The 12,913-nt window shown below is 68.6% G+C and carries 10 protein-coding genes; all 10 read left to right on the forward strand.

The window, feature by feature from the left end; genetic code table 11:
- The first annotated feature begins 74 nt into the window (after window positions 1-74).
- The 10 genes from BMZ45_RS16205 to BMZ45_RS16250 all read left to right on the forward strand — a co-directional run bounded on the left by BMZ45_RS16205 (window position 75) and on the right by BMZ45_RS16250 (window position 12,805).
- A complete protein-coding gene (locus BMZ45_RS16205; RefSeq protein WP_175489107.1) occupies window positions 75-344 on the forward strand; it encodes a DUF2798 domain-containing protein in 270 nt (89 codons plus the stop codon).
- Window positions 341-1,282, forward strand: a complete 942-nt coding sequence (locus tag BMZ45_RS16210) for an SDR family oxidoreductase (protein ID WP_091637563.1) — start codon at window positions 341-343, stop codon at window positions 1,280-1,282. The genes BMZ45_RS16205 and BMZ45_RS16210 overlap by 4 nt, the downstream gene beginning before the upstream one ends.
- On the forward strand, window positions 1,279-2,505 hold the full coding sequence (locus tag BMZ45_RS16215) for an efflux RND transporter periplasmic adaptor subunit (RefSeq protein WP_091637564.1): 1,227 nt from the start codon (window positions 1,279-1,281) through the stop codon (window positions 2,503-2,505). The genes BMZ45_RS16210 and BMZ45_RS16215 overlap by 4 nt, the downstream gene beginning before the upstream one ends.
- 172 nt (window positions 2,506-2,677) lie before the next feature.
- Complete coding sequence (locus tag BMZ45_RS16220; protein WP_091637565.1) at window positions 2,678-5,845, forward strand: efflux RND transporter permease subunit; 3,168 nt, start codon at window positions 2,678-2,680, stop codon at window positions 5,843-5,845.
- A gap of 100 nt (window positions 5,846-5,945) precedes the next feature.
- Entirely contained in the window at window positions 5,946-6,683 is a 738-nt protein-coding gene (locus BMZ45_RS16225; protein ID WP_091637566.1) for an SDR family oxidoreductase, read from the forward strand.
- Window positions 6,677-8,140: an efflux transporter outer membrane subunit gene (locus BMZ45_RS16230; RefSeq protein ID WP_091637567.1), complete on the forward strand. Its 1,464-nt coding sequence runs from the start codon at window positions 6,677-6,679 to the stop codon at window positions 8,138-8,140. Before BMZ45_RS16225 ends, BMZ45_RS16230 begins: the two co-directional genes overlap by 7 nt.
- 444 nt (window positions 8,141-8,584) lie before the next feature.
- Window positions 8,585-9,658, forward strand: coding sequence for a 7TM-DISM domain-containing protein (locus BMZ45_RS16235; RefSeq protein ID WP_175489108.1), 1,074 nt, complete (start codon window positions 8,585-8,587; stop codon window positions 9,656-9,658).
- A gap of 270 nt (window positions 9,659-9,928) precedes the next feature.
- Complete coding sequence (locus tag BMZ45_RS16240; RefSeq protein WP_139215540.1) at window positions 9,929-10,174, forward strand: hypothetical protein; 246 nt, start codon at window positions 9,929-9,931, stop codon at window positions 10,172-10,174.
- Window positions 10,175-10,415: 241 nt separating this feature from the next.
- A complete protein-coding gene (locus tag BMZ45_RS16245; protein WP_217643222.1) occupies window positions 10,416-11,567 on the forward strand; it encodes a 7TM-DISM domain-containing protein in 1,152 nt (383 codons plus the stop codon).
- Between the two features lie 83 nt (window positions 11,568-11,650).
- Window positions 11,651-12,805, forward strand: coding sequence for a 7TM-DISM domain-containing protein (locus BMZ45_RS16250; protein ID WP_254776682.1), 1,155 nt, complete (start codon window positions 11,651-11,653; stop codon window positions 12,803-12,805).
- Window positions 12,806-12,913: the final 108 nt, after the last annotated feature.

The raw sequence follows: 12,913 nt of genomic DNA on the forward strand, positions 1-12,913 counted from the left end.
CTGAATCAACGGCTAATCAAGTGCCGTTTGGACGCCTAATCTTTGCCGCACACCCGAAACCCCCTCCCGCCCCCATGTTGACCGCCCGCCAAGCCCGCCTCGCCTTCCTGCCGCTGATGATGATAGCGATGTCAGCCTTGATCGTGCTGGCCGCCATCGTATTCCGCCAAGGCCTGTCCGAAGGCACCGAAGAAGCCTGGATGCTGGCCTGGGTGCTGGCTTTCACGGTCGCCCTGCCGACCGCGATGCTGGTGCTGCCGGCGATCAACGCCCTGCTGTCCCACCACACCCGTCGTGAAATCGTCCCGCTGATGGGAGAAAAAATCCCGGGAGCGGGACAATGAAATCCCCCCTGGTGATCCTGGGCGCCACCGGCGGCGTCGGCCGCGGCGTGGTCCGGGCCGCGGTCAAGGCCGGTTGGCCGGTGATCGCGGTGGCCCGCGGCGGTCGCGAGCTCAAGCTGTTGCAGGCGGCCTACCCCGAGGCCGACCTGACCGTGCTCAGCGGCTCGGTCGCCAGCGACGCCGACGGCGCCAAGCTCGCGCGCGCCCTGCGCAAGCTCGGGCGCCCGCTGGCCGGCGTGGTCGCCGCGGTCTGCGGCAGCAACGAGCGCGGCCGCCTACTCGATCACCCGGCCGCGTTCCTGCGCCGCAAGCTCGACGAAGACCTGCTGCCGCACCTGGCCGCCGCCCGCCACCTGCTGCCGCTGCTCGCCGAGGGCGACCGCGGCGGCAGCTACGTGCTGATCGGCGGCCCCGGCAGCGAACACCCCTGGGCCGGTTACGGTCATCGCTCGATCGGCGCGGCCGCCCTGCGCATGCTCGCGCGCGTGCTGCACGACGAGGCCCGGCAGATGTCGGTGCGCGTGCAGCTGCTCGCGGTCGACATGCCGGTGCGCACCGAGCTCAACGACTGCCATGCCTGCCCGGAATGGCCCAGCGCCCTGTCGATCGGCCAGCGTGCGCTGGCGCTGATCGAACAGGCCGAACAACGCAGCGAACCGGCGCGCGCGATCGTCACCTACGCGCGCACGCTCGGCCCCGGCACGCTGCCTTCCTATGCGGTCGATCTGTCCGACGACATCGACCTCGAACCCGCACCGCCCGCGGCCCAGACCGCGCGCTTGCAGCCAGCCGCCGCCGAATCGACGACGCCAGCGACCGCTACGCAAGATCCGGATAGCCCCGTCGACTCCAAAACGCAACGCTGTCTGCAAGACGCACGCGCGCTGCTGAAAGCGATCACCACTTCGAAAACCAACCAGGAACCCTCCCCACAATGAGCCCTCGCAAAGTCCTCGCCCGCTCCGGCCGCGCCGGCCCCGGGCTCCCCGTACTCGCGCTGGCCGCGAGCGTCGTCATTGCGCTGGCGATGGCCGGCTGCGGCAGCCAGGCCGCCGAATCCGAAGGCGGCGGCATGCCGCCGCCGGCGGAAGTCAGCGTCGCCCAGGTGCTGAGCAAGCAGGTCCGCCAGTGGGACGAATTCACCGGCCGCGTCGCGGCGGTGGAATCGGTCGAACTGCGCCCGCGCGTCAGCGGCTACGTCGAGCGCGTCGCCTATAAGGAAGGCCAGGAGGTCAAGAAGGGCGATCTGCTGTTCGTGATCGACCAGCGCCGCTACCGCGCCGAGCTCAACCGCGCCCAGGCCCAACTGGAACGCGCGCGCGCCGAAGCGCGTCTGGCCCAGACCCAGGACCAGCGCGCCCAGACCCTGGTCGAGGCCAAGGCGATCTCGCGCGAAGAGTTCGAGACCCGCCGCGCCGCGACCACCCAGGGCAACGCCGGCGTGCGCGCCGCCGAAGCCGCGGTGGCCTCGGCCCAGCTGGACCTGACCTTCACCGAAGTGCGCGCGCCGATCAGCGGCCGCGCGGGCCGTGCGCTGATCACCGTCGGCAACCTGGCCCAGGCCGATCAGACCCTGCTGACCACCCTGGTCTCGCAGGATCCGATGTACATCTACTTCGAAAGCGACGAGCAGACCTACTCGCGTTACAACGACCTGGCCCGCAAGGGCGAGCGCGCCGAGAACAAGAACCCGGTCCGCGTCGGCTTGGCCAGCGAAGCCGGCTATCCGCACGAAGGCGCGGTCGACTTCACCGACAACCAGGTCGATCCGACCACCGGCACCATCCGCGCCCGCGCGGTGGTGGCCAATCCGGACCGGATGTTCACGCCCGGCATGTTCGCGCGCGTGCAGCTGGAAGGCAGCGGCGACTTCAAGGCCATGCTGATCGACGACAAGGCCGTGCTCACCGACCAGGACCGCAAGTACGTCTACGTGCTCGGCGCCAAGAGCGAAGCGGTCCGCAAGGACGTGGTGCTCGGTCGCATGATCGACGGTCTGCGCGTGGTCCAGTCGGGCCTGGCGCCGACCGACAAGGTGATCGTGCACGGCGTGCAGAAGATCTTCTTCCCCGGCGCGCCGGTGGCCCCGAAGACCATCGTCATGGGCGCGTCCGCGCCGGTGCCGGGTCAGCCGGTCGCCAGCACCGCCGGCGCCAAGTGACGCACGACCGTATGACTGCGGACCGCTAGCCGAACACTAAGCACAGGCAGGCCGCCGACGTCCCGCACGCGCGGGCGTCGGCCGCCTTCCGGCCAGGTTTCCGCAATCAAGGCCGACGCCGCGGCGTCGGCCGGGGACTCATGCGGCTACATGCCGCACCAAGGAATCCGTTATGGACTTTTCCAAATTTTTCATCGATCGGCCGATCTTCGCTGCCGTGCTGTCGATCGTGATCTTCGCTGCCGGCCTGATCGCGATACCGATCCTGCCGATCAGCGAATATCCCGAAGTGGTACCGCCCTCGGTGATGGTGCGCACGGTGTACCCGGGCGCCAACCCGAAGGTCATCGCCGAAACCGTCGCCACGCCGTTGGAGGAAGCGATCAACGGCGTCGAGGACATGATGTACATCAAGTCGGTCGCCGGTTCCGACGGCGTGCTGGCCATCACCGTCACCTTCCGCCCGGGCACCGATCCGGACGACGCGGCGGTGCGCGTGCAGAACCGGGTCAGCCAGGCGCTGGCGCGACTGCCCGAGGACGTGCGCCGGCAAGGCGTGACGACCCAGAAGCAGGCGCCGGTGTTCCTGATGGTGGTGCACCTGACCTCGCCCAACGGCAAGTACGACACCCTGTACCTGCGCAACTACGCCCGTCTGCACGTCAAGGATTCCCTGGCGCGCCTGTCCGGCGTGGGCGACGCGCAGATCTTCGGTGGCGGCGACTACGCCATGCGCGTGTGGCTGGACCCGGACAAGATCGCCTCGCGCGGTCTGACCGCCAGCGACGTGCTGCGCGCCATGCGCGAGCAGAACGTGCAGGTCTCGGCCGGCCAGCTCGGCGCCGAGCCCATGCCCAACAGCGACTTCCTGACCCTGATCAACGCCAAGGGCCGTCTGCAGAGCGAGGAAGAGTTCGGCAACATCGTGGTCAAGAGCGGCAACGATGGCGAGATCGTGCGCCTGTCCGACGTCGCCCGTCTGGAACTGGGCGCCGGCGATTACAGCCTGCGTTCGCAGCTGGACGGCAAGAACGCGGTCGGCATCGGTATCTTCCAGTCGCCGGGCGCCAACGCCCTGGAGATCCAGGAGCAGGTGATCGCCAACATGGATCGCCTGTCCAAGAGCTTCCCGGAAGGCATCAAGTACGAAGCCGTCTACGACACCACCATCTTCGTGCGCGATTCGATCAAGGCCGTGGTGACCACGCTGCTGGAGGCGATCGCGCTGGTGGTGCTGGTGGTGATCCTGTTCCTGCAGACCTGGCGCGCCTCGATCATCCCGCTGCTGGCCGTGCCGGTCTCGGTGGTCGGCACCTTCGCCGCCCTGTACCTGCTGGGCTTCTCGATCAACACCCTGACCCTGTTCGGTCTGGTGCTGGCGATCGGCATCGTCGTCGACGACGCGATCGTGGTGGTGGAGAACGTCGAACGCAACATCGAGGAAGGCCTGACCCCGCTGGCCGCGGCGCATCAGGCGATGAAGGAAGTGTCCGGCCCGATCGTCGCGATCGCGCTGGTGCTGTGCGCGGTGTTCGTGCCGATGGCGTTCCTGTCGGGCGTGACCGGTCAGTTCTACAAGCAGTTCGCGGTGACCATCGCCATATCGACGGTGATCTCGGCGATCAACTCGCTGACCCTGTCGCCGGCCCTGGCCGCGCGCCTGCTGCGTCCGCACGGCGCCGAGAAGGACGCCCCGTCGCGCCTGATCGATCGTCTGTTCGGCTGGATCTTCCGTCCGTTCAACCGCTTCTTCGCGTCCAGCTCGCAGAAGTACCAGGGCGCCGTCTCGCGCGCGCTGGGCAAGCGCGGCGCGGTGTTCGTGGTGTACGCGGTGCTGCTGGTCGCGACCGGCTTCATGTTCAAGCTGGTGCCGGCCGGCTTCATCCCGCTGCAGGACAAGCTGTACCTGATCGCGGCGGTGAAGTTGCCGGAAGGTTCCTCGATCGCGCGCACCGACGCCCTGCTCAAGAAGGTCACCGACATCGCCGGCAAGATCGACGGCGTGCAGAACACCATGGCCTTCCCGGGCTTGAACGCGGTGCAGTTCACCAACACGCCCAACACCGGCGTGGCGTTCCTGCCGCTCAAGCCCTTCAGCGAGCGCAGCCGTAGCGCGGTGGAGATCACCGCCGAGCTCAACCAGAAGATCGGCGGCTTCCAGGAAGGCTTCACCTTCGCCCTGATGCCGCCGCCGATCCTCGGCCTGGGCAACGGCGCGGGCTACCAGATGTTCATCGAGGACCGCAGCAACCTGGGTTACGGCGCGCTTCAGAACGCGGTCAGCGCGTTCCAGGGCACGGTCATGCAGACCCCGGGCATGGGCTATGCCAACAGCACCTACCAGGCCAACGTGCCGCAGCTCGACGCCGAAGTCGACCGCGTCAAGGCCAAGGCGCAAGGCGTGCCGCTGACCGAGTTGTTCGACACCCTGCAGACCTACCTGGGCTCGGCCTACGTCAACGACTTCAACCAGTTCGGCCGCACCTGGCAGGTCATCGCCCAGGCCGACGGTTCGTTCCGCGACAGCGTCGAGGACATCGCCAACCTGCGTACCCGCAACGACCGCGGCGAGATGGTGCCGATCGGTTCCATGGTCAGCGTCAAGCAGACCTACGGCCCCGACCCGGTGCTGCGCTACAACGGCTACCCGGCCGCCGACATCGCCGGCGACGTCGATCCGCGCGTGATGTCCTCGGCCCAGGCCATGGACGTGGTCAAGGACGTGGCCGCCAAGGTGCTGCCGCACGGCATGGAAATCGAATGGACCGACCTGAGCTACCAGCAGGCCAGCCAGGGCAATGCCGCGCTGATCGTGTTCCCGTTGGCCATCCTGCTCGCGTTCCTGGTGCTGGCGGCGCTGTACGAAAGCTGGACCCTGCCGCTGGCGGTGATCCTGATCGTGCCGATGTGCATGCTGTCCGCGCTGCTCGGCGTGTGGCTGACCGGCGGCGACAACAACGTGTTCGTGCAGGTCGGTCTGGTCGTGCTGATGGGCCTGGCGTGTAAGAACGCCATCCTGATCGTCGAGTTCGCCCGCGAACTGGAACTGCAGGGCAAGGGCATCGTCGAAGCCGCGCTGGAAGCCTGCCGCCTGCGTCTGCGTCCGATCGTGATGACCTCGATCGCCTTCATCGCAGGCACCGTACCGCTGGTGCTGTCGCATGGCGCCGGTGCGGAAATCCGCTCGGTCACCGGCATCACCGTGTTCGCCGGCATGTTGGGCGTGACCCTGTTCGGTCTGTTCCTGACCCCGGTGTTCTACGTCGCCCTGCGCAAGCTGGCCGGCAGCAAGCCGCTGGTCAACCACTCCGCCGATCACGTCGCCTCCGCGCATGCCTGATCGGCGCACGCCCACGATGCAAGGTCTGGCGGTGGATTCCTCCACCGCCGGGCCCTCGGACCGGATCCGGTCCGTCCCCCACGAATCAAGGAATTCCCCCATGGCTAACCCACACGCTTCCAAGATCGCGCTGGTCACCGGCGCCACCCGCGGCATCGGCCTGGAGACCGTGCGCCAGCTCGCCAGCGAAGGCGTGCACGTGCTGCTGGCCGGCCGCGATCGCGGCAAGGCGGTCGAGGCCGCGCTGCAGCTGCAGGCCGAGGGCCTGCCGGTCGAGGCGATCGCGCTGGACGTCACCAGCGACAGCAGCATCGCCGCCGCCGCCGAAGAGGTCGCCGCCAAGCACGGCCGCCTCGACATCCTGGTCAACAACGCCGGCGTGTTTCGCGACGACGGCCAGCTCAAGCCCTCGCAGCAGAGCCTGGACATCTGGCTGGAAACCTTCAACACCAACCTGTTCGGTCTGATCGCGACCACCCAGGCCTTCCTGCCGCTGCTGCACAAGGCGCCGGCCGCGCGCATCGTCAACGTGTCCAGCATCCTGGGCTCGATCGCGTTGCACCAGGACCCGGCCTCGCCGATCTATCACTACAAGGTGCCGGCCTACAACGTGTCCAAGACCGCGGTGAACGCCTGGACCGCGCACCTGGCCTACGAGCTGCGCGACACCCCGCACAAGGTCAACACCCTGCACCCCGGCTCGGTGAAGACCGACATGAACGCCAACGGCGACATGAGCATTCCCGACGGCGCGCGCACCAGCGTGCGTCTGGCTCTGATCGATGCGGCCGGCCCCAACGGCGGCTACTACCACCTCGAGGAATCCCTGCCATGGTGATCCGTACCCTGGCGCTCGGCGTCGCCGCGGCGCTGCTGAGCGCGTGCGCGGTCGGCCCCGACTACGTGCGCCCGACCCTGGCCACGCCGGACAACTTCGCCCACGCCGGCGAAACCGCCGTGGTCGCCGCCACCGCGGCGTCCACCACCGCCAGCCCGGAAGCCGACATCGAGTTCTGGCGCGGCTTCAACGACCCGATGCTGACCCAGCTGGTCGACGACGCGCTGTCGGCCAACCACGATCTGCGCATTGCGCTGTCGCGCTACGACCGCGCCAACGCGTTGTTGCGCGGCGCCAAGTTCGATCGCTTCCCGACCTTGACCGCCAGCGCCAACGGCCAGGACGCGCGTTCCAGCAGCGACCAGATGCCGGGCGTGCCCGCCGCCGGCCGCGACAACGAAAGCTACAGCGCCGGCGTCAACGCCAGCTGGGAACTCGACCTGTGGGGCCGCGTGCGCCGCAACGTCGAGGCCCAGCGCGCCGACACCTGGGCCACCGCGGCCGACCTGCAGGCGCTGCAGGTCACCATCGTGGGCGAGGTCGCCAGCGGCTACGTCGAATTGCGCGGCCTGCAGGAACGCCTGCGGGTGGCGCGCGAGAACGCCGACAACCAGCGCGAGACCCTGCGCCTGGTCGACGCGCGCTTCAGCGCCGGCCGCGGCACCGAGTTCGACACCTCGCGCGCGCGCGCGCAGCTCGAAGCCACGCTGTCGCGCGTGCCGGCGCTGGAAGCCCAGGTCGCCGTCGCCATGCACCGCCTGGCCGTGCTGACCGGGCGCACGCCCGACGCCCTGATCGCCCAACTGGAACCGCAGCAGCCGCTGCCGGCCCTGCCGGCGCTGCTGGACGCGGGTACCCCGGGCGATCTGCTGCGCCGCCGTCCCGACGTCGCCGCCGCCGAGCACCGCCTGCACGCGTCCACCGCGCGCATCGGTGTGGCCACCGCCGACCTGTTCCCGCGCTTCACCCTGGGCGGGCTGATCGGCAGCCAGGCGATCGACAGCAGCGCGCTGTTCGAGCGCGCCAGCGAAACCCGTCTGGTCGCGCTGGGCATCGATTGGTCGTTCCTGGACATCGGTCGCGTGCGCGCGCGCATCGCCGCCAGCGATGCCGACGCCGCCGGCGAACTCGCGCGCTATCAGCAGACCGTGCTGCTGGCGCTGGAAGACACCGAGAACGCGTTGGTGCGCTATGGCCGCGCGCGCGTCGAGGACGGCCATCTGGAACGCGCCGCGATCGACAGCGCCAAGGCCGCGCAGCTCGCGCGCGTGCGCTACGAGGCCGGCGCGGCCGACCTGTTCGAAGTGCTGGACGCCGAGCGCACCCAGCTGCAGGCGCAGGACGCCTTCGCCGACGGCCGCACCCGCAGCGTCACCGGCGCGGTCGCGCTGTACAAGGCGCTGGCCGGCGGTTGGTCCTCGCGCACGCCCCTGCGCGAAGACGTGGCCTCGCGTTGAGTTGACGGTTTTGCGGCGGTCGGCCCGGCCGTCGCACGGCCCGCCTCCTGGTGGCGGGCCGGTTTTTCGCGGCTTGCGACGTTTCGGTCGATCGGACGTCGCGCGATGTTGGACCGATGGAACGACCGGCGGTCGGCGATGGCGCGACCCGTCAGTTCGATGCGGCGCCGCGCCGTCGTTCCGTCTTTTTTACCGATGAGCCGACGGATGGCGTCAGTCCCTCCCCCTCGAATGCGTCGCCGCCGGCTCATCGGTCTTCTTTTCCGCCACCGTCGTCGCGCAATGCCCAGCGAACGCCCTGAAAGCGGGCTCAACGGCTAGAATCTCCACCGCGATCGCAGTGGGAACCCGGGCATGCGTGGACATTGGACCTCGGCTTGGATCGCATGCCTGATTGCGCTGGCCGCAGCCTGCGCGCCGCCCGCTGCGGCGCAAGCTCTGACAGTGGAGTTGCTGAAGGTCGAGCGCATGCAGCGCGAGCGCCCGCTAGATGCCGCCGTCGTCGCGCGTTGGACCGCCGCAGTGCCGGCCGATGTGATCCGCATCGAAGTTCCGCGCAGGGCGGCCGGGCATTGGCTGCGCCTGAGCGTCGATCGCGACATCGGCGCCGACGAACAGCGCTCGTTGTCGATCGAGGGCGCGCGCGTGTTCGGCATGCTGCGCTATTACGCGCCCGGTACCGACCGCTTGATCGAGATCAGTCCGGTGGCGTCGGGGCAGGCGACCTTGCTGCGAATGGGCTGGGAGTTGCCCCTGCCGCAGGGATGGAAGCGCGGCGACCCGGTCTACGTGCAGATGCAGGGCCGGATCTCCAGCGCGTTCGCGATCAGCCTCTCGACGCGCGCCGAGCTGGCGCGTCGCTACGAGAGCGACCGGCGCTTCGCCGTAGTCACTTACTCCATTCTGCTGCTGATGACCCTGTTCGTCGCCGCATTGTGGGTGGCCACGCGCGAGACTGTGTATCTGCTCTATAGCGCCTACATGGTCTGCATGTCGGCGTACATGCTGTTGCTGTCGAGACTGATCGACATCCAGTGGGACCCGATGATCGTGCGCGACGGCGTCGGATGGGCGGCGGCGACGTTGGCGACGGTGTTCCAGCTCGCCTTCAGTCTGCGCTTCCTGGACCTGCCGCGCTGGGCTCCGCGCATCTCGATGGTCTTGCGCGCGATCGTCTGGATCAATGTGGCGTGGCTGCTGGTGCTGGCGCTGGCGTTCCGCCAGGTCTATTTCTACTGGTACATCGTTGGCAACGCCCTGCTGCTGCTGGCGATACCGCTGCTGCTCTATGCCGCCTTCAAGGCTTGGCGTCGCGGCGCCGAGTTCGCGGGCTACTACCTGCTGGGTTGGACCCCGTTGATGGTCTTCGCCTGCTTGAGCGCGCTAAAGGCCTTCGGCGTGGGTAGCGCCGAGTGGGCCGAGCGCGGCCTGGTGCTGGCGGTGGTGCTGGAATCGGGCGTGCTGATGATGGCGCTGACCCAGCGCGCGGCCGCGCGTCATCGGCGCGCGGCGCCCTGATGGCTTGGGCTCTGCCGAGACGGTAGAGGCGTAAGAGCTCGGCGGTGCGAGGCCACGAGCGCGCCGGGTGGATCGCGATGGCCCTGCCGGCGCGCACGACACGCGTGCAAAGGGCGGCCGCGGTGACCACGGGGACTACTCCGAGCGCCTGGCGACGCGCGCGGCAAGAATCCTTGCTCCTGTCCCGGTGGGGCGTCGATCCGGCCCGATCACTGCAAGCGCGACGGCTACGCCTGCATCCGCATGCAGGGCGAATGCCCGACCTTCAGCGTGCGTTTCCTCGATCCGACGCGGCCGCTGTCGCGCGCGGCACGCGCGTTGCACCTCCTCCTGCAAGTGAATTTGTTGTGGCCTCTACCTCGTTTTATGGCACGCAACATCACCAAGCATCGCGAGCGCCTGAGCGGAAACGCCGTGCCGCTATCGGCCTTCCCGACCGTGATCCACGCCGCGTCGCGGCCGCATGGCGCGGCGCCGAATACGCCGGCGGCTACCGGGTCGGCCGGATGCCGCTGATGATCTTCGCCGGTCTGATCCCGGCCAAGACCTTCGACGTCGACACCCTCCGGTTGCGACGAGCATGGCCTGGTATGGCGGAGTCGGGCGCGCCGATGAGGGCCGCGAATCAGCGCGCGGCACGTTGTCGGCGCATGTCGCAACGGCGGCCGGCACGGCCGTGAATGGTTAGACTCGGCCCTGCGCAGCGTGGGAGTCGAAGTGGGCCATGAGAAGGATCTTGGCGACAGTGTGGCTGGGGGTGTGGCTCGCGCTGGGGGGCGGGCCCGCGGCGGCGCAAACCGTGACGGTCGAGCGTCTGCAGGTCAAAAGCGCGCAACTAAAGCCCCCGGCCGCCGACACGCCGGTGCTGCAGCGCTGGACCGCGATCGCGCCCGCCACCCGCACCCGCGTCGAACTGCCGCGCCGACGCGGGGGGCATTGGCTGCGCCTCACCGTGGATCGCGATGTCGCCGCCAGCGAGCAGCGGGTGGTCGTCATGCAGGGCGCACGCGCTTACGGCATGGTCGGCTACTTCCCGCCAGGCTCCGAGCGGCTGCTCCTGCTGGGTTACACCCGCGAGGACGGACCGATGATGCTGCGGCGCGGTTGGGCGCTGCCGCTGCCGGAGGGTTGGAAACGCGGCGATGCAGCCTATGTGCTCACCAAGGGGCGTGTGCCCAGCGTGCTGAACGTGGGGTTCCTTACCCGCGCCGAGCTGGCGCAGCAGCGCGAAACCGACCGGCGTTACGCGATCGCCGCGTACGGCGCGATGCTGTTGATGACCCTGGTTGTGGCGGGGTTGTGGTTGTCGTTGCGCGAGGCGGTGTACCTGCATTACTGCGGCTATCTGATCAGCGTCTCGATCTACACGCTGATGATGTCCGGCTGGATGAAGGTACCGCTGAGTTGGGGAGGATTGGCGGTGCAGTACAACGCCGCGCCCTGGGTGGCCGCGACCATGGCCACGATGTTCCAACTCGCCTTCACCGTGCGCTTCCTGGATCTGCCGAAGCTGTTGCCGCGCGTGGCCACGCTGCTGCGCGTGATCGTGTGCGCCAATCTGGCGTGGCTGGCGATGCTCTTCATCGCTTTCGATCACCTTTACCAGACCTGGTATCTGGGCGGAAACGCTTTGTTTCTGCTGGCCATCCCGGTGGTGATCTATGCGGCGATCGCCGCATGGCGGCGCGGCGCTGAATATGCGGGCTACTACCTCCTGGGCTGGACCCCGTTGATCCTTTTCGCCGGCATGATCGCGGCCAAGACCTTCGGCATCGGCAACACCGATTGGGCCGAACGCGGGCTGCTGCTGGCGATCGTGCTGGAGTCGGGCATTTTGATGATGGCGTTGACCCAACGCGCGGCGGCCCGTCACAGACGGGCACTGAAAGTGAGGCCAGCGCCGCCCTGAGTCGTTAGACTGCCGCCAGGAACAGGCGGCACGAGACCGGCATGCGAAGGGACGTGAAGGCAGCATGGATCGCGATTTTGGCCGTGCTGTTAGGCCTGTTCGCGACGGCGGCCGGCGCCCAGACGCTGACGATCGAACGTCTGCAGGCCGACGGCGGCGGTTGGGCGCGTCCCGACGCCGGTCGGGCCGTCCAGCGCTGGACCGCCGCGGGCCCCGACGTCCCGTTGCGCATCGAGCTGTCGCGCAACCGCAAAGGCTACTGGCTGCGCTTGTCGGTCGATCGCGACATCGCGGCCGCCAGCCGGCGCGTGGTGGTGCTGCGCAGTCCGCGCGCCTACGGCATGGCCGCCTACTACCCGCCCGGATCGGAGCGTCTGTCGCTGATCGGTTACGTGCGCGACGACGGCCCGCAACTGCTGCGGCGCGGCTGGGCGCTGCCATTGCAGGAGGGTTGGAACGCCGACAACGTGGCCTACGTCCATGTGTCCACGCGCAACGCCACCACGCTCGACATCAGTCTGGCCAATCGCGACGACCTGGCGCGCGAACTGGAGAGCGACCGGCGGTTCGCCATCGTCGTCTACGCCCTGATGCTGACGATGACCCTGGTGGTCGCCGGCTTCTGGGTGGTTTCGCGCGATTCGGTGTACCTGTACTACTGCGGCTACATGATCTGCCTGTCGATCTATCTGCTGTTGATGACGGCCTGGATCAAGATACCGGCCGAATGGTTCGGTTCGGCGGTGCAGCGCGACGGCGCGGGCTGGTTCGTCGCCACCTTGACCACGATGTTCCAGCTTTGCTTCACGGTGCGTTTCCTCGAACTGCCCCGTCTGCTGCCGCGCGCGGCGAGCGCCTTGCACGCGATCGTGTGGGCCAACGCGATCGCGCTGGCGGCGCTGGTGCTGATGTTCGATTTCGTCTATCAGTACTGGTTCGTGGTCGGCAACGGCCTGCTGCTGCTGGTGATTCCGATCATCGTCTACGCCGCGATCGTGGCCTGGCGGCGCGGCTCCGCGTACGCGGGCTATTACCTGATCGGCTGGACGCCGCTGATGCTGTTCGCCGGGCTGGTCGCCGCCAAGACCTTCGGCCTCGGCAATTCCTACCTGATCGAGCGCGGCCTGCTGCTGGCGGTGGTGATGGAAACCGGCGTGCTGATGATCGCGCTGACCCAGCGCGCGGCCGAGCGGCACCGCCGCGCACAACGGCAGACCAGCGAGGGCGGTCGCCGCTGAGGCCGCCGGTGCGCGCGTCGGCCGCGGCGAGCCCCGATCGCGCACTGCCGCCCGCCGATGCGGCCGAGCGCGTCTGCAGACGCTAGACTCCATCCATGCCGCAGGGGA

The sequence above is a fragment of the Lysobacter sp. cf310 genome (assembly GCF_900114355.1).
Classification (GTDB): Bacteria; Pseudomonadota; Gammaproteobacteria; order Xanthomonadales; family Xanthomonadaceae; genus Lysobacter.

What these genes read in the sequence shown, in the direction of transcription:
- BMZ45_RS16205 (WP_175489107.1), top strand. Translation starts at nt 75, where the DNA reads ATGTTGACCGCCCGCCAAGCCCGCCTCGCCTTCCTGCCGCTGATGATG.
- BMZ45_RS16230 (WP_091637567.1), top strand. Translation starts at nt 6,677, where the DNA reads ATGGTGATCCGTACCCTGGCGCTCGGCGTCGCCGCGGCGCTGCTGAGC.
- BMZ45_RS16215 (WP_091637564.1), top strand. Translation starts at nt 1,279, where the DNA reads ATGAGCCCTCGCAAAGTCCTCGCCCGCTCCGGCCGCGCCGGCCCCGGG.
- BMZ45_RS16225 (WP_091637566.1), top strand. Translation starts at nt 5,946, where the DNA reads ATGGCTAACCCACACGCTTCCAAGATCGCGCTGGTCACCGGCGCCACC.
- BMZ45_RS16210 (WP_091637563.1), top strand. Translation starts at nt 341, where the DNA reads ATGAAATCCCCCCTGGTGATCCTGGGCGCCACCGGCGGCGTCGGCCGC.
- BMZ45_RS16220 (WP_091637565.1), top strand. Translation starts at nt 2,678, where the DNA reads ATGGACTTTTCCAAATTTTTCATCGATCGGCCGATCTTCGCTGCCGTG.